19 protein-coding genes are annotated in these 14,943 nt (G+C 63.6%); 5 read left to right on the top strand and 14 right to left on the bottom strand.

Features of this window, described 5'->3' with window-relative positions; translation table 11 throughout:
• Window positions 1-15: 15 nt before the first annotated feature.
• Complete coding sequence (locus QUG03_RS10480) at window positions 16-801, bottom strand: enoyl-CoA hydratase (protein ID WP_107798608.1); 786 nt, start codon at window positions 799-801, stop codon at window positions 16-18.
• A 308-nt stretch (window positions 802-1,109) separates the two neighbouring features.
• On the opposite strand from QUG03_RS10480, the gene QUG03_RS10475 reads away from it, so the two are divergent.
• Entirely contained in the window at window positions 1,110-1,775 is a 666-nt protein-coding gene (locus QUG03_RS10475) for a sulfite exporter TauE/SafE family protein (protein WP_500819953.1), read from the top strand.
• Here the strand turns inward: QUG03_RS10475 and QUG03_RS10470 are convergent.
• Genes QUG03_RS10470 through QUG03_RS10445 form a run of 6 tightly spaced genes read right to left on the bottom strand, consistent with a single transcriptional unit; the run spans window position 1,768 to window position 5,850 of the window.
• Window positions 1,768-2,673 carry a metal ABC transporter solute-binding protein, Zn/Mn family gene (locus tag QUG03_RS10470; RefSeq protein ID WP_235087400.1) on the bottom strand — a complete coding sequence of 302 codons (906 nt, stop codon included), beginning with the start codon at window positions 2,671-2,673 and terminating at the stop codon, window positions 1,768-1,770. The two genes, QUG03_RS10475 and QUG03_RS10470, sit on opposite strands and share 8 nt — an antisense overlap.
• Window positions 2,674-2,695: 22 nt before the next feature.
• Window positions 2,696-3,568 carry a metal ABC transporter permease gene (locus QUG03_RS10465; protein WP_199225997.1) on the bottom strand — a complete coding sequence of 291 codons (873 nt, stop codon included), beginning with the start codon at window positions 3,566-3,568 and terminating at the stop codon, window positions 2,696-2,698.
• A gap of 2 nt (window positions 3,569-3,570) precedes the next feature.
• A complete protein-coding gene (locus QUG03_RS10460; RefSeq protein WP_227104332.1) occupies window positions 3,571-4,314 on the bottom strand; it encodes a metal ABC transporter ATP-binding protein in 744 nt (247 codons plus the stop codon).
• Window positions 4,311-4,481: a hypothetical protein gene (locus QUG03_RS10455; protein WP_227104334.1), complete on the bottom strand. Its 171-nt coding sequence runs from the start codon at window positions 4,479-4,481 to the stop codon at window positions 4,311-4,313. Before QUG03_RS10455 ends, QUG03_RS10460 begins: the two co-directional genes overlap by 4 nt.
• Window positions 4,478-5,395: a CobW family GTP-binding protein gene (locus QUG03_RS10450; protein ID WP_235087398.1), complete on the bottom strand. Its 918-nt coding sequence runs from the start codon at window positions 5,393-5,395 to the stop codon at window positions 4,478-4,480. The genes QUG03_RS10455 and QUG03_RS10450 overlap by 4 nt, the downstream gene beginning before the upstream one ends.
• A 20-nt stretch (window positions 5,396-5,415) precedes the next feature.
• On the bottom strand, window positions 5,416-5,850 hold the full coding sequence (locus QUG03_RS10445; RefSeq protein ID WP_019101166.1) for a Fur family transcriptional regulator: 435 nt from the start codon (window positions 5,848-5,850) through the stop codon (window positions 5,416-5,418).
• Window positions 5,851-6,022: 172 nt separating this feature from the next.
• Here QUG03_RS10445 and QUG03_RS10440 point away from each other — a divergent pair, with 172 nt between their 5' ends.
• Window positions 6,023-6,451 carry a c-type cytochrome gene (locus tag QUG03_RS10440; RefSeq protein WP_107798602.1) on the top strand — a complete coding sequence of 143 codons (429 nt, stop codon included), beginning with the start codon at window positions 6,023-6,025 and terminating at the stop codon, window positions 6,449-6,451.
• 91 nt (window positions 6,452-6,542) lie between these two features.
• Window positions 6,543-6,980, top strand: coding sequence for a c-type cytochrome (locus QUG03_RS10435; RefSeq protein WP_500819952.1), 438 nt, complete (start codon window positions 6,543-6,545; stop codon window positions 6,978-6,980).
• 65 nt (window positions 6,981-7,045) lie between these two features.
• Here QUG03_RS10435 and QUG03_RS10430 read toward each other — a convergent pair whose 3' ends face one another.
• Entirely contained in the window at window positions 7,046-7,705 is a 660-nt protein-coding gene (locus tag QUG03_RS10430; protein ID WP_107798600.1) for a cytochrome b/b6 domain-containing protein, read from the bottom strand.
• A gap of 289 nt (window positions 7,706-7,994) precedes the next feature.
• Between QUG03_RS10430 and tyrS the strand changes: the two genes are divergently transcribed.
• Window positions 7,995-9,269, top strand: a complete 1,275-nt coding sequence (gene tyrS / locus QUG03_RS10425) for a tyrosine--tRNA ligase (protein WP_107798599.1) — start codon at window positions 7,995-7,997, stop codon at window positions 9,267-9,269.
• Window positions 9,270-9,327: 58 nt separating this feature from the next.
• Here the strand turns inward: tyrS and QUG03_RS10420 are convergent, their stop codons facing one another.
• The 6 genes from QUG03_RS10420 to radC form a co-directional block, all read right to left on the bottom strand.
• The gene (locus QUG03_RS10420; protein ID WP_107798598.1) at window positions 9,328-9,891 is read right to left on the bottom strand and encodes a flavin reductase family protein; all 564 of its coding nucleotides are present in this window, start codon (window positions 9,889-9,891) and stop codon (window positions 9,328-9,330) included.
• A gap of 190 nt (window positions 9,892-10,081) precedes the next feature.
• The gene (locus QUG03_RS10415) at window positions 10,082-11,308 is read right to left on the bottom strand and encodes a DUF3443 domain-containing protein (protein WP_500819951.1); all 1,227 of its coding nucleotides are present in this window, start codon (window positions 11,306-11,308) and stop codon (window positions 10,082-10,084) included.
• Between the two features lie 16 nt (window positions 11,309-11,324).
• Window positions 11,325-11,789: a DUF2844 domain-containing protein gene (locus tag QUG03_RS10410; protein WP_227104343.1), complete on the bottom strand. Its 465-nt coding sequence runs from the start codon at window positions 11,787-11,789 to the stop codon at window positions 11,325-11,327.
• Window positions 11,790-12,017: 228 nt separating this feature from the next.
• Entirely contained in the window at window positions 12,018-12,395 is a 378-nt protein-coding gene (locus QUG03_RS10405; RefSeq protein WP_019101158.1) for an oxidoreductase, read from the bottom strand.
• Between the two features lie 156 nt (window positions 12,396-12,551).
• Entirely contained in the window at window positions 12,552-12,803 is a 252-nt protein-coding gene (locus tag QUG03_RS10400) for a hypothetical protein (RefSeq protein WP_019101157.1), read from the bottom strand.
• A gap of 100 nt (window positions 12,804-12,903) precedes the next feature.
• Complete coding sequence (gene radC / locus QUG03_RS10395; RefSeq protein ID WP_500819950.1) at window positions 12,904-13,578, bottom strand: RadC family protein; 675 nt, start codon at window positions 13,576-13,578, stop codon at window positions 12,904-12,906.
• A 157-nt stretch (window positions 13,579-13,735) separates the two neighbouring features.
• On the opposite strand from radC, the gene coaBC reads away from it, so the two are divergent.
• Window positions 13,736-14,920, top strand: coding sequence for a bifunctional phosphopantothenoylcysteine decarboxylase/phosphopantothenate--cysteine ligase CoaBC (gene coaBC, locus QUG03_RS10390; RefSeq protein WP_227104345.1), 1,185 nt, complete (start codon window positions 13,736-13,738; stop codon window positions 14,918-14,920).
• The last annotated feature ends 23 nt before the right edge of the window (window positions 14,921-14,943 follow it).

The following is a 14,943-nucleotide window of genomic DNA, read 5'->3' as shown; positions in this document are numbered from 1 at the left end:
TGGGACGCGGACCGTTCAATCATCGCCGGACTCGACCCAGCTGGGGCTGCGCTTGGCGATGAAGGCGCTGACGCCCTCGATCTGCTCCGCGCTGCCCATCAGCTGGCGCACCGCGGCGCGCTCGCGCTCCAGATGCTGAGCCAGCGTCAGATTGCCGCTCTCCTCGATCAGCCTACGCGCGGCGGCCACCGCGCCCGGCGCTTGGTTCGCCACTTTGTTGGCCAGGCTGATCGCCACGATCTTGGCGAAGCCCTGGTCCACCACTTCCTCGATCAGCCCGATGGTCAGGGCCTTCTCCGCCGTCACCACTTCGCCGCCCAGAATAATGCGCTTGGCCCAGGAAACGCCCACCTTGTCCGCCAGCGTCTTGGTGCCGCCCGCCGCCGGGATGATGCCCACCTTGGCTTCCGGCAGCCCGAGCTTGGCTCCGCGCTCGGCCACCATGTAATCACAGCCCAACGCCAATTCCAGACCGCCGCCCAGGGCGTAGCCGTTGATCGCGGCCACCGTGACGCCGCGGTACTGCTGCAAACTGCGCAAAGCGCCGGCGAAGGCGTCGAACACCTTGTCCGCCTCGGCCGCGTCGCCGGACGCGAATTGCTTCAAATCGGCGCCGGCGGAAAAAAACGCGTCGCCCGCCCCGGTCAACACCACCGAACGCACAGCCGGATCCGCATCCAGCGACCGCATCGTCGTAGCCAGCTCATTCAGGCTCTCCGTAGTCAGCAAATTCGCCGGCGCGTTTTTGAGAGTCACGATCGCTGACTGGCCCAGCCGCTCAAGTGTCAGATACTTGGCCATATTTTCCTCACTCTATCCCCATGGATTACATCGCTAATGCATATGTTTTGACCAGGTCGAGCGCCTGGATCCTCAGCGGGGGACCCATTGCGCATAGGTCCGAAGCCAAAGCAGCATTCTCATTGCAAACTGACCTTTTGACCAGTAGTCGGCCAGCTAGACCATCATTTTTTTTATAACTTTCTTTAAGGAGATGCCAAGTAAAATTTTGATAAAGGCAATAAATGCCAAAAGCAAATATGACCGCCGCGCGCGCAAGCGCGAGCCGCCACTCTGTTACCATAGAGCTTTCTGAGACAGGTTGCGGCATGATTGAAACGAGCGGGTGGATATTGTTTCTGGCGGGCTTGCTGGGCGGCGGCCACTGCATGGGCATGTGCGGCGGCATCGTCGCCGCGCTGACGCTGAATCTGCCCCCCGAGACCAGCCGCTGGCGCATCATGCTGGCCTACAATCTGGGACGTGTCGGCAGCTACGCGCTGATAGGCGCGCTGCTGGGCGGCCTGGCCGCCACCGGCCTCGCCCTGCTGAACATCCGCGGCCTGCAACTGGCGCTGGCGCTGTTGGCCAACCTGATGCTGGTGGCCATGGGCCTGTACCTGGCCGGCCTGTCCGGCGCGGTCAATCTGATCGAACGGCTGGGCGCGCCGATCTGGCGGCGCTTGCAGCCGCTGCTGGGCCCCCTGCTGCCGGTCCGCTCGCCGCAAGCCGCGCTGCTGGCCGGCATGGTCTGGGGCTGGCTGCCCTGCGGCCTGGTTTACAGCGCCTCGCTGTCGGCGCTGGCCACCGGCAGCGCGTCCGGCGGCGCGCTGGCCATGCTCGCCTTCGGGCTCGGCACCTTGCCCAATCTCCTGCTGATGGGCGCTTTCGCCGACAGCTTGCGCCGCTGGATGCAACAACGACCAGTCCGCCTGACGGCGGGACTGGTCGTTGCGGGCATCGGCGCCTGGCAGTTGCTGCGGGCGCTTATTTGAACGATTTCAAAATGGTGTCCACATTGTAACGGAACATCGCCAAATAGCTGGGCGCCGGACCGGACGGGCCGGACAGCGCGTCGGCGTACAACTTGCCGCCTATCGCCACCTTGGCCTCGCGCGCCAGCTGCTCCAACAGACGCTTGTCGGTCATGTTCTCCATGAATACCGCCGCCACTTTTTCCTGCCGCACTTGGCGCACCAGCCGCGCCACCGCCTTGGCCGACGCCTCGGACTCGGTGCTGACGCCCTGGATGGCCAGCACTTGCAGCTGGTAACGCTCGCCCAGATAAGCGAAGGCGTCGTGCGAGGTCAGCATCTTGCGCTTGGCCGCGGGCACGGCGGCGAAGGCCTTGGCTGCCCAGGCGTCCATCTCCTTCACCTTGGCCGCGTAGTCGGCGGCGCGGCGGGCGTACTCCGGCTTGCCGGCCGGGTCCGCCTGGCTCAGGCCGGCCTCGATGTTGCGGATATAGGTCAGCACGCGCCTGGGGTCGTGCCAGGCGTGCGGATCGACGGCCCCGTGGTCATGCCCGGCATGGCCGTGGTCGTGCCCGTGGTGATCCTCGTCTTCCGCTTCGCGGGTCTTGATGCCCTTGCCCGCCTCCACTTGCACGCCCTTGAAATGAGCGGCCTTGCTCAGCCGCACCATCCAGCCTTCCATGCCCAGGCCATTGGTGACCAGCAGCTTGGCGGCGGCCACTTTCTTGACGTCGGCCGGCGACGGCTGGAACACGTGGGCATCCTGATCCGGCCCCACCAGCGAGGAGACTTCGACGCGATCGCCGCCGATCTCGCGCGTCATATCGGCGACGATGCTGAAGCTGGCGACCACCGGCAGCTTGGCCCAGGCGGACAAGGGCAGGCCCAGCAACAGCAGGGCCATGATTGATTTCTTCATCGGCGACTTCCTTATCAAGGGTTCAGGATTCCAGATGCCGGGCGCGGATGTAGCGCGGCAAAGCCCCGCCCACCGGCGCCAACAGCAGCGACAGCAGATAGACCAGGCCCGCCAGCAGAATGATGGCCGGCCCGGAAGGCAGTTCGAAGTGATAGGACAGCAAGAGGCCGCCCAGGCCGGCCAGGAAGGCGATGGCCACCGACAGCCCGAGCAGGGCCTCGATGCGCTCGGTCCACAAGCGGGCGGTGATCGCCGGCAACATCATCAGGCCCACCGCCATCAGGGTGCCCAGCGCCTGGAAACCGGCCACCAGGTTCAGCACCACCAGCATCAGGAACAGCATGTGCCACAGGCCGCCGCGCGCGCCCACGGCGCGCAGATAGACCGGATCCAGGCTTTCCAGCAGCAAGGGGCGGTAGATCAAAGCCAGCGCCAACAGGGTGAAGGAAGCGACGCCGGCCACCAGGTACAGCGCCGCGTCGTCCACCGCCAGCACCGAGCCGAACAGGATGTGCATCAAGTCCACATTGCTGCCGCCGCGCGACACCAGCAAGACGCCGATGGACAAAGACAGCAGGTAGAAGGCGGCGAAGCTGGCGTCTTCCTTGATGCTAGTGAAACGCGTGGCCAGGCCGGCCAGCAAGGCCACCAGCACGCCGGCGAAGAAACCGCCCAAGCTCATCGCCGGCAGGCTGAGACCTGCCATCATGAAACCCACCGCGGCGCCGGGCAGCACCGCGTGGCTCATTGCGTCGCCCATCAGGCTCATGCGCCGCATCACCAGGAACAGGCCGATGGGGCCGCTGCCCAAGGCCAGGGCCAGGCAGCCCACCAGCGCCCGGCGCATGAAGGCGAATTCGGCGAACGGCGCCACCAGTAAATCGTATAAGTGCAGCATCAGGCTTGCGCTCCATCCACTTCGCAGACCGCGGCCTGAGATTGCCAATGCGCGGCGGTGTCCACCGCGCGTTTCAGATTGGCGTCGCACAGCACCTCGGCGGTATCGCCCCAGGCCACCACTTCGCGCGCCAATAACAAGGTGTGCGGGAAATACGCGCGCACCTGCTCGTAATCATGCAATACCGCCACCACGGTGCGGCCTTCCTCGCGCCAATGGCGCACCAGCTCCAACAGATCGTAAGTGGTCTTGGCGTCCACCGCGTTGAACGGTTCGTCCAACAGGATCAGCCGCGCGTCCTGCACCAGGATGCGGGCGAACAGCACGCGCTGGAACTGGCCGCTGGACAGCGCCGAGATCGGCCTCAGCGCGAAGTCGGCCAGCCCCACCTGCTCCAAGGCCAGCAAGGCCTGGTCGCGGCCGCGGCGGCTGACGCCGCCGAACACGCCGGTGTCGTGCCACAGCCCGGTGCACACCAGATCCAGCACGCTGACCGGCAAGGAGCGGTCGATCTCCGATTGCTGCGGCAGATAGGCGATGTCCCGCCGCCGGAAGCCGCCCAGCTGCACCGAGCCTGAGTCCGGCTTCAACGCGCCTATCATGGCCTTGAGCAAGGTGCTCTTGCCGGCGCCGTTGGGGCCGAAGATGGCGGTGGCGTCGCCGGCGGCGAAACAACCGCTGACATGGTGCACCGCCGGATGGCGCTGATAGGAAACCGTCAGGTTCTGCAGGCTGACGCTCATGCCGCCTCCCGCAAAGCCCAGATCACCAAGAACCAGAGCACCGCCAGCGCGGCGCCGGCCAGGCCCAGCCGCTGCCAGGCCGACAGCGCCAGCAGGCTGAACGGCGCTTTGAAATTGTCCGGCGTCAGATGCCGGTGCGCGTGTGTGTGTTGATGTTTGGGCGTCATTCGAAGCACCTCCGCAAGGTGTTCTCGATCGCGGCGGCGTCGAAATCCTCGGCGATCAGTTCGAAGCGGCTATCGCGTCTCCAGGACACCTGGGCCGCGCCCCACTGTCCGGCCGCCCAGTTCAGCCACACCCAGCTGTCCAGCACTTTGAACACGCCCTTGGCGCGCACCAGGCCCGGCACCAAGGCGGGCAGCTCATCGAAGAAACGGGTCAGCCGCTCGCCGTCGAAAGCCTGCTCCGGCTCGAAAGTCCAGCCCATGGAACGCCATTGCGCGGCGGCGTCGTCCGGCACCGCCGGCCGGTAACGCGGCTTGGGCGCGGCGGCGGCGTCCAGCCAGGCCGGATCCAGCTCGCCGTTGCGCACCTCGCCCACCAAGGACTTGGGCGGGAACAAGGCCGCCGCCTGCCGGCGGAAGGCCTCCATCGTCGGCACGTCGGCAGTGTCTATCTTGTTGGCCACCAGCACGTCGGCGATGGAAATCTGGTCGCGGTACAGCGGCTGGCGATGATAGTCCGGCTGAATGAACTGGCGCGGGTCCACCAGGGTGAGCACCGCGCCCACCTCCAGCGCCTCGCCCAAGGGCTTGGCGCGCAGCTCGTCGATGACGCCGGCCGCGTGCGCCAGGCCGCTGGCCTCGATCAGCAGACGGTCCGGGCGTTCGCGGCGCAGCAAGGTCGCCACCGTGGCGGTCATCTGCGGTCCGGCCACGCAGCACAGGCAGCCGCCGGCGATTTCCGCCACCGCCAGCTCGTCCTGGCTCAGCGCCGCGCCGTCGATGCCGACCTCGCCGAACTCGTTGACGATGATCGCCCACTTTTCATGCGCGGGACGACGATCGATCAAATGGCGCAACGCCGTGGTCTTGCCCACCCCGAGAAAGCCGGTGAACAAATTGACTATGGTTTTTTTCATGGATCAGGGAATTCTTGGATTCAGGCGCTGCAAGACTGGCAACGGCCAGTCAGCACCAGGTTTTGCGGACACAGGGAAAAAGCCACCGCTTGCGCGGCCTGGCGCAGCGCGCTCAAGGCCGGCGCGGCGTCGATCTCCTGCACCTGGCCGCAATCGCCGCAGACCAGGATCAGCCCTTCGTGTTGGCATTCGAAATGATCGCAGACGATGAAGCCGTTCAAGGCGTCCACCTTGTGCAGCAGACCGTGCTCCACCAGGAAATCCAGCGCGCGGTAGACGGTGGGCGGCGCGGCGGCGCCGCGCTCTTGCTGCAAGTCCGCCAGAACCTGGTAAGCCTTGACCACCCCGCTGTAACGCAGCACCAACTCCAGCACCTGACGGCGCAATGCGGTCAGTTTGCTGCCGCGCCGTTCGCAATGCCGCTCCGCCGCGGCCAGATAGGCTTGATGGTCCATGCAGGACACCCGCTTGTTTAATCAGGACGCAATGTTACTGTATAACATATCGAATTCACAAGGATTAATCATTCATCGGTTTATCATGGCCGTCGGTCGTGGTAGCTTTGTGCTCCAGAATGTCCATGATAGGCTTATGGCTTATCCCTCATCGCTCATATAAGGAAATAACATGAAAACACTGATGATGGCCGTGGTGGCCGCCGTATTCGCCGGGCAGGCTTTCGCCGCCGATCCCATCGCGCAGCGCCAGGATGTTTTCAAGCAATACAAGCCGGTTGTAGGCGGCATGGGCAAGATGGTGAAGGGTGAAACCCCTTACAACAAAGACGAGTTCGCCAAACTCGCCGGCGAACTGGAAGCCCTGTCCCAAAAACCGTGGCAGCACTTCCCGGCCGGCAGCACCGCCGGCAAGACCGACGCCAAGCCGGAAATCTGGAGCAAGCCCGCCGAATGGCAAAAAGCCATCGACAACCACAAGGCCGCCACCGCCAAACTGAAGCAAGTGGCCGCCGCCGGCGATCTGGGCGCGATCAAGGTGCAGTTCGGCGCCACCCAGAAAACCTGTAAGGCCTGTCACGACGCCTTCCGCAAGGACTGAGCCCCGTCGCGTCGCGACCCCAGCAGCCCGCCCGCCAGCGGGCTGTTTGCTTGCCCGCCCCCAGCCAGACCCCACCCCCGAAGACCCCGGAATGAAAAAACTGCTGACCGTATTGCTGTTGGGCGCCGTCGCGGCGCCGCTGGCGCTGGCCGACACGCCGGCCGAAACCCGCACCAAGTCCTTCAAGAAAATATTGCTGGCCTTCGAGCCCATGGGCGCGGTGGTGCGCGGCCGGGATCCGTACCGGAAGGACGCCTTCATCCGTCAGGCCGACGCCTTGCAACAGATCGCCGCCGAGCCCTTCAATCACTTCCCCGCCAACAGCATCAGCGGCAAGAGCCGCGCCAAACCGGAAATCTGGAGCCAGCCCGCCAAGTTTCAGGCCGACAAAGACGTGTTCCTGAAATCGGTCGCCGATCTGGGACAGAACGCCCGCGGCGGCGAGCTCGCCGCCATCAAGAAAAGCTACGGCGCGGTGGCGCAAAGCTGCAAAGCCTGTCACGACGCTTTCCGCGGCCCGGAGAAATAAGCGACGCCCATGAAAAAAGGGCGGATGCCCGCCCTTTTCGCCCCGCTGACGCCGCGGTCCGCCGCTTACAAACGCGTCAACAGCACGTAGATGCCGCCGCTGGACACCAGCAGGGCCACCAGCGCGATGATGGCGGGCGCGAACGCCAAACGCGGCACATCGCCGGCGATGGCCTTGTTGCCGGTGATCATCGCCTTGACCAGATTGTTCTTCTTGAACACCCGGTAAGCGATGATGGCCAGCAAGTGCAGACCGACCAGGCCCAGAATCACATTGAAAAAGCTCTTGTGAAACGAGGTCGCGGCTTCGGCCATGTCGCCGCTCAGCAACTTGGCCAACGGGCCGTCGTACAGATAGCTGTCGACGTCGGCGGCGAACAGGCCGGTGCTAACCTGGGCCAGCAAGGCCAGCAACATCGCCAGCACCATCAAGCCGCCCAGCGGATTGTGACCCGGCTGCTCGTTCTCGCTCAGCTCGCCGCGCAGATAGCGAACAATGTTGCGCGGCCCCTTGATGAAGTTGCTGAAACGCGCGGTCTGGCTGCCGATCACGCCCCAGATCAAACGAAACAGCAACAGGCTGGCAAGACAGGAGCCGAACCAGATATGGTATTGCAGCCAATCGCCGCCCTGCTCGCCGCTATACCACATGCAGCCGAACAGAATCACCAGCGTCCAGTGAAACAAGCGAGTGGGAACATCCCACACTTTTACCATTTGCGTCATTGCGCTTTCACTCCTTGAATCCAAAACTCGCCCGCTCAGGCGCACCCAAATTAATGCATTGCAACATGATGATACCGTGCCGGCGGGACAAACCCTAAGCCAAATGGGGTTTTGTCCGGATTCTACCGACAAAAAGGGGGCAAAAACCACCGGTTTTCGGTTAATATCCTTGATTGGGCTCGCCTGGCGAGTCCGGCTACGCCGCCCGCCAACGGGCGGCCTAACTTTTTGCGGCGGCGCGTTCATTCCGCCATTGCCGCGCATCACCCTGTTGTTGGAGACCCGATAAATGAACCATGCCCCCCTGATTCAGGATCTGCAGGCCCGCGGCCTGATTGCGCAAACCACGGACGCCGTTGCGCTGGAAGAACTTCTGAGCAAGGAGCAGGTAACCCTTTATTGCGGCTTCGATCCCACCGCCGACAGCCTGCACCTGGGCCACCTGGTGCCGGTGCTGATGCTGCGTCGCTTCCAGCAGGCCGGCCATCGCCCGGTGGCGCTGGTGGGCGGCGCCACCGGCATGATAGGCGATCCCAGCTTCAAGGCCGCCGAGCGCAAGCTGAACACCCCGGACGTGATCCAGAGCTGGGTGGAGAAGATCCGCGGCCAAGTCGAACCCTTCCTCAGCTTCGAAGGCGACAACGCCGCGCTGATGGCCAATAACTACGACTGGTTCGGCCAAATGAACACGCTGGATTTCCTGCGCGACATCGGCAAGCATTTCTCGGTCAACGCGATGATCAAGAAGGAATCGGTGCAGCAGCGCCTCAACCGCGAAGACCAGGGCATTTCCTTCACCGAGTTCTCCTACAGCCTGTTGCAAGGCTATGACTTCTCCGAGCTGAACCGTCGCTTCGGCTGCAAGCTGCAGATCGGCGGCTCCGACCAGTGGGGCAACATCACCGCCGGCATCGACCTCACCCGCCGCCTGCAACAGCAACAGGTCTTCGGCCTGACCGTGCCCCTGGTGACCAAGTCCGACGGCACCAAGTTCGGCAAGACCGAATCCGGCGCCATCTGGCTGGACGCCAAGAAGACCTCGCCTTACGCCTTCTACCAGTTCTGGCTGGGCACCGCCGACGCCGACGTGTACAAATTCCTGCGCTACTTCACCTTCCTGTCGCTGGAAGAAATCGCCGCGCTTGAGGCCGCCGACCAGGCGCGCGACGGCAAGCCGGAAGCCCAGCGCATCCTGGGCGAGCAGATGACAACCATGGTGCACGGCGCGGCCGCCCTGGAGGCGGCGCAGCGCATCACCCAAAGCCTGTTCAACAACGATCTGAGCAGCCTCACCGCCGACGACTTCGCCCAACTGGCGCAAGACGGCCTGCCCAGCATCCAGCTGGAACGCGACGCCGACAGCCTGATCGACGCGCTGGCCGCCGGCGGCCTGGCCAAATCCAAGAGCGAGGCGCGCACCTTCATCCAGAGCGGCGCGGTCAGCGTCAACGGCGACAAGGCCGACAGCCTGGAGCAGCGCTTCGGCGACGCCGAACGCCTGTTTGGCCGCTACACCCTGCTCAAGCGCGGCAAGAAGAATTACGCGCTGGTGGAATGGCGCTGAGCGCAACGCGCGCATAAGACCAAGCGGCCGTCACGGCCGCTTTTTTATCGCCCTCGCCTCACTTTCCCACTTCAAAAGCCTCCCCGGTCGCGAAAAAAGCGCCGCCGGCGATATAGTGCAAGCTGCGCTTGGCCTCGTCGTCGAAACGCCAATGACCGTCGGCGAACACCTCCGCGTCGGCCTCCGCCGCCACCACTTCCCCGATGAAAAGATCATAGCGCTGCTGGTTCAGCGGCTCGCTGATCACCTTGCACTCCAGATAGGCGATGCAGCCGTCCACGCGCGGTGCGGCCACCTCTTGCGCCGGGATCCGGCTCAGGCCGCTATGCGCGAACTTGTCCACCTGCCTGCCGTCGGCGCCGCCGGCCCGCAACACCGCGGCGGCCTGGGCGCGGCAAGGCAAATTGAGCACAAACTCGCCCGAAGCCTCGATCAACTCCCGGGTATGGGTCGCCTTGTCGATGACCACCGCCACCTTGGGCGGATCGAAATCCAGCGGCATCGCCCAGGCCGCCGCCATCACATTGCTGCGCTCCCCGGCCGCGCTGGACACCAGCACCGTGGGGCCATGATTCAATAAACGATAGGATTTCGCCAGATCGACTGCGAGCAAACGGGACATAAGCAAACTCGAGAAAGCATGAAGCGGCTATTCTAGCCGGAGACTCGGAGGCCCCGCCGGCGCGAATAAAAAAAAGCCCGGCGCTCGCCGGGCGTACAGATTGCTAATTTCAACAAAGGAGAAGTCATCGAGATGACTATCCAGATATAGGACGCTTTATATTGCGTTGCAAGAAACCCGCAAAGCCTTATCAAAACAGGAACATCGGCCCGCTGCCTAACGGATTGCCCTTCCCTTCCAGGCCGATATACACCTTGCGGCCGTAAAAGAAGGGCAAGCCCCAGTCAAAGTAGCTGCTAAGAAAGCCGCTGGCCGGCCCGCCCACCGCAGGCAGAGCGGAGTAACCTTGCGACAACAGCGTTCCAGCATTGCCCAGATTGAAGCCCACCGCGCTGCTGTTGCCGCCGCCGCTCAAGGTGGCGTTGAGATTCACGGTGCCGCCGGGGCAGAACCAGGTGCTGCTGCCCACCACGCAGGTGGCGATCGTGGCATCGGCGAAAAAAAGCCCATTGGAACCACTATCCAGAAAGCTGCTGTAGTTGAGCGATTTATAGCTGGTCGTGATCGCGTCCACGCCATTGCCGTCCAGCGTAGTGGGAAAAGCCTTCGCCGAACCCAAAGCATTGTTGCTCTGCGTGCCCACACCGAAGTACAGCGTTCCGGCGGCGCTGGGCGCGCCGCTGATCGCCACCGCCGGCAATTGCAGCATCACCCCGTTATTGTCGCCGGCGAAGGCCGCCACGGGATTGGACACCTGCAAGGCCGCGGCCGCCGGCGCCTGCTGGCAGGTCAAGGCGGAGGGGCAGGTGTAGTAAAAGCCGTTATTGCTAAAGTTGACGCAGTTGCTGCCGCAATCCTGCTGCCGCAGGCCGACGCCCAGAATGCCGTTGGCCCCCAGGACCGACACGCTGCCCAAATTACTCCCCGTCCCGCTGCACGCGCCCGGGATGAAGCCGTAGGCCGGGTCGCTGATGATCTGGATGGGCAGGGAGGACGCCGTCTTGCCGGCCATTTTGACATCGGCGTAGCGGACGCTGCCCCAGGTGAAGCCGCTGGCGAACTGCATGCACTCCGCCAATTGCCGGCTATTCGACGTCACGCTGGGCAGGCTGCCCAGCGTCGATCCGCTCACGGCGCTGGCCAACAGGCGCAAACCGCTGGAGCCGGTATCCACCAGCACCCGGCTGATCGTCTGGCATTGGCTGCCGCCCGGCGCGCACACCGTCACCGACACATAGGGCATATTGATCTGATAAACATTGGCCACCGGCCCGCTGTCTACCGTCAGCGTCACCGAATTGGCCGTCGATCCACCATTGTCCGGCGGCGCGACGCTGCCAACTCCGCCGCCCCCTCCTCCGCACGCCGTCAACAATAAGGCGCAGCTCAACACCAGCCCAAAGATAGCCTGTTTCATCTCGTCCCCGCCCTGATTATTTGAGTTGATCGATGTCGAGGCCAGCCGGCACCAGCGCGGGCACATAGGCCAGGCCGAAGAAAGCGCGCGCGCGCCCGGCGGAGATCACCGTCAGCCCAGGCCCTCGGCCCTCCAAGCGATTCAGACCGGCCCGATTGGACTGCTGCGAGGAAACATAACTGGGAAAGTAATCACCAAGCAGCTGCCTCATATCCGGCAGCGACGCGCCCTGCCACGCCACCGCGAACACAACGCCGTCCGTCTGCCGGACGAACTCGCGGATGAGGCGGCCGGCCTCATCCCGGCTCTGCGCCACGGAATAGACCGCGGGCGGCGCGGCCTTCAAAGCCAGCGCTTGCGGAGCAGCGGCCGCGCGGCCCGCCGGCAAGGGCTGCCCCAAGGTGGCCAAGGCAGGACTGGAGAACAGGCTGAAGCTGAGGCAGAGCAGCAAGGCGCGCCTCGTCAGAAAAGACGTCTGCATGAATACCCCTATCGAATGGAAACGACCGCCGCCCCCGGATGCTTTGCCCGGGACTTCTGAATATGCGCGGCGTCGACGCCGCCATCAAAATATAGCACCTCAGCATGAAACGGCTGCCCGATCGAACGGAAGGGAAGAAACGTAGACCATAAAAAAAGGGGGGCGAAAGCCCCCCAGCGTCCTCAAAATTCGACCAGCTGCCCGCCAGTCAAATCCTGGATTTCTCCATCAATACGCCAGCGAATCGTCATGCCGAGTCGTCACCAGCTTGCCCGCGCCCAAGGACAGCATCAGCAGGGCGACGCGTTCATGAACGATCACGGTATGGGTATTGCCGGAAAACTGCATGTAACGCCGCAAGTCCTCGCGCACTTTGCGCGAGCCGGTCACATCGATGATGATGTCGATGCTGCTGCCCTGCTCGGCCAGCTCGATAAAATTATCGGTGACGGAAATGCCGCGCTGCTGGGCCAGCAAAATGCCCGGCGAATCCAGATTCAAGTCCGCCACCCCCACCATCCCGACGAAGGGCGCGTCCAACAGCTGCCGCAACAGCGGCGTTCCGGTTTCACCCGCGCCTATCATGCCTACTTTGATCTGTTCCATGCGGCCACCTGAATATGACTATCAAATAAACACCGCACTGTAACAGCTTTAGCCCAGGTCGCTATTTGAGCCAAATCAAGCGGAGCTGCGGGAAGGCCCCACAATGCAGCAGGCCCGGACATCGCCGGGCCTGCGAGCGTAAAGCCTAGAAGGGGTTCAATGCAGATTTTGCTGCGACAAAAAGCGTAGATAGCCAACGCCCTCCAACCAGAAACCGCCATCGGCCAACGGCGTCGCCTCCTCCAGATCCGCCACGGTCAACACCAACTCCTGACCATCCAGATTGGCCTCCAGCACCACATCGTCGTCATCGGAAAACTCTTCGGAAGCCGTATGGAAATCCGGCTTCACGAACTGATTGTTAACCTGAATATAGTCGGACTCATTCAGCAGACGCAGGATGTTCATGGCGACCTCCTAATGATGCGGTGAGAGACAAGGTCCAACAAGACAGCAAAGGCGGCGCCGGTTCCAAGCGTCGCGAGCGCTCCCCGCAACGGCTCAACGCCTACAACCAGCCTCGCTCGGCAAAGGATTCCGCCCGCGCGCCGGTCACGACGAAGTGATCCAGCAACCTTATATCGACCAACTGCAGCGCAGCTTTTAATGTATTGGTTAGAGAATGATCGGCGGCGGATGGTTCGCACACGCCGGATGGATGGTTATGGGCAATGATCACCCCCGCCGCGTTATTGGCCAGGGCCCGCCGCACCAGTTCGCGCGGATAGACCCGGGTTTCGGTCAGGGTGCCTCGAAACAACTCTTCTACCGCTATCACTCGATTCTGCACGGTCAAAAACACGGCGACGAACACTTCCACGTCCTTGCCTGCAATCGCCAGCCTCAGAAAATCGCGCACCTGCCCCGGATCGCGCAAGGCGTCCGTCAGACTCATATTCTCCGCCAAGGCCCGCTGCGCCAACTCCTTGCAGGCCATCAGCTGCGCGTATTTGGCGGCGCCCAGGCCCCTGCGCGCCCGGAACTCGTCAAAACTGGCGTTGAGCAAGCCGGACAGCGAACCGAAGTCCAGCATCAACTGCCTGGCCATCTCCACCGCGCTCAAGCCTTGCATGCCGGTGCGCAGAAAGATGGCGAGCAATTCGGAGTCCGACAACGCCGCCGCTCCCTGGGCCAACAGCTTTTCACGGGGACGCTCGGCCTCCGGCCAATGGGCGATAGACATCTGCACGCTCCTCCTCTGGCTATAGCACTGTTTTCAAGGTCAGACCAAACGCGATGAGGCATGGCTCACCATATCATCGAAGCAATATGCCCGCCAGCGCGCCCAGTCCGTGGAAATCCGCTAAAATTGGACATTTACCGCCTGTTGCGACAAGTCCATGACAAGCAAGAAAATTCTGCTAGGCATTACCGGCGGCGTCGCCGCCTACAAGGCGGCGGAGTTGACCCGCCTTCTCGTCAAAGCCGGCCACAGCGTGGAAGTGGTGATGACGGAAGCGGCCACGCGCTTCGTGACTCCCGCCACCTTCCAGGCCTTGTCCGGCCATGCGGTGTACACCGATCTGTGGGACGAGCGCCCCAGCAACGCAATGGCCCATATCGACCTGTCGCGCCGCGCCGATGTTTTCCTAATCGCGCCGGCCACCGCCAACACGCTGTTCAAGCTGGCCCACGGCGCCTGCGACGATCTGCTGTCCACGCTGGCCGCCGCCCGCGCCTGTCCGCTGATCGTGGCGCCGGCGATGAACCGGCAGATGTGGGACAATCCGCCCAACCAGCGCAATGTCGCGCAGCTGCGCGCCGACGGCGTCGCCGTCTTCGGACCGGCCAACGGCGCCCAGGCCTGCGGCGAAACCGGCGAGGGCCGCATGCTGGAGCCGGAGGAGATCGCAGAGCTGCTGGAAGGGTTTTTCCGGGCCAAGGTGCTGGCCGGCAAGAAGGTGCTGCTCACCGCCGGCCCCAGTTACGAGGCCATAGACGCCGTGCGCGGCATCACCAATATCAGCTCGGGCAAGATGGGCTACGCGCTGGCGCGCGCCTGCCGCGACGCCGGCGCCGAAGTCACGCTGATCTCCGGCCCCACCGGCATGGAGGCCCCGCTGGGCATGCGCCGCATCGACGCGGCCAGCGCCCGGCAAATGCACGACGCGGTGATGACCGAGGTGGGACGCAGCGATATTTTCATTTCCGTCGCGGCGGTGGCCGATTACCGGGTCAAGAACCCGTCCGTCCACAAGATCAAGAAAGGCGCGGCGCCGCCCAGCCTGGAACTGGAGGAAAACCCGGACATTCTCGCCGCCGTCGCCTCCTTGCCCGCCGCTCCGTTCTGCGTCGGCTTCGCGGCGGAAAGTCAGAACCTGCTGGAGTTCGCCGAAGCCAAACGCCTGCGCAAAAAGCTGCCGCTGCTGGTGGCCAACCTGGCGCAGCAAGCCATGGGCGCCGACGACAATCAGGTGGTGCTGCTGGACCAGAACGGCCCCCACCCCTTGCCCGGCATGCCCAAGCCGGACGTGGCCAAGGCCATTGTCGAACATCTGGCCCAGCTGTTGCCGCACAAGCAATAAGCCATCAACACCGCGGCTGCCCC

Source organism: Chromobacterium sp. CCUG 30098, assembly GCF_059916605.1.
The sequence above is the reverse complement of the archived record's forward strand: the minus strand, read 5'-3'. Positions and strand labels throughout refer to the sequence as shown.